The organism is Candidatus Pantoea communis (assembly GCF_011752685.1).
GTDB lineage: Bacteria > Pseudomonadota > Gammaproteobacteria > Enterobacterales > Enterobacteriaceae > Pantoea > Pantoea communis.
The window spans coordinates 1-1,026 of record NZ_VWXC01000063.1 but is presented as its reverse complement, the minus strand read 5'-3'; the positions used below and the strand labels follow the sequence as shown (position 1 = coordinate 1,026).

General features: G+C 52.8%; 1 protein-coding gene. It reads right to left on the bottom strand.

Annotated elements, in window-relative coordinates:
• Positions 1 to 322: 322 nt before the first annotated feature.
• A partial coding sequence (locus F3J37_RS27820) for a DUF1120 domain-containing protein (protein WP_166936848.1) occupies positions 323 to 1,026 on the bottom strand: 704 nt, incomplete at its 5' end.

Below are 1,026 nucleotides of genomic sequence, written 5' to 3'. Positions count from 1 at the left end.
CTTTCACATCCACATTCGACGCCGCCTGAACATTCAGCGCGGTAGTGGCCATCACGGCCAGAGCCAGCAGGGATTTTTGCATCATTTTCATTATTTAATTTCTCATCAATGAGTTTATGGAGATTTACCGTGCTGTCCGTTTCAGAGAATTTCTGTCACGCTGATGCAGCGGCCTGGTGACTATTATGCGTGGGAGTCATGTGGCGAAATATCAGTGAAGGATTAGCAGGCTGTCAGTAAATACTGACGAATAACGGTATCGGCAGGGTTAAAATAAAAAAACCCGGACAGGCCGGGCCGATAATAAATAAACAATACGATGTTACGGCAAATATACCAGCTCAAGGGTGCTCAGACCATCCAGCTGCACGGTATTGGTCAGGTCAAAGGCTGACTTTTCATTCAGATAAGCCTGAACGCCCAGCTTGCCGCTCAGATTAGTGAAGGCAACAGGGGTGGTGGTGCCGGTTGCTGCCCATGTGGTCCCACGAACGGTAGCACCGGCAAGCAGGCTACCCAAAGTGTTTGCAGCCCAGACAGGTGATGCAACATTTGGCGCGTTTAAAGTATCCACGGATTTAGTATCGGCAATCACTGTGCCCGGAGCGATTCGGATACCGTATCCCCCCACTTTCACGCCATCAGACTCGCCAAGACCCGCAACGCCTATTGTAGTTGTAGCACCAAAAATGGCTGCGCTACTTGCTGGGAGGTTGGCAAATCCTGCTGCTCCCTCTGTCGCCCCTGCAACGGTATTTGGGCGGCCATTTACCACCTTAACTGCCACCTTGGATGGCGCAGTACACTCAATGGCGAAGTCCAGCTGTTTCTCTGGCAGTACGGTCAAACCGGTCGCAGCCAGCGTTGACGGGCTCAGGGTGCCGTAATCAATGGTGCCACCACCGCTCAGGGTTGGCGTACAGGTGCCCGGGTCAATGCGGCCAATCACTTTCACATCCACATTCGACGCCGCCTGAACATTCAGCGCGGTAGTGGCCATCACGGCCAGAGCCAGCAGGGATTTTT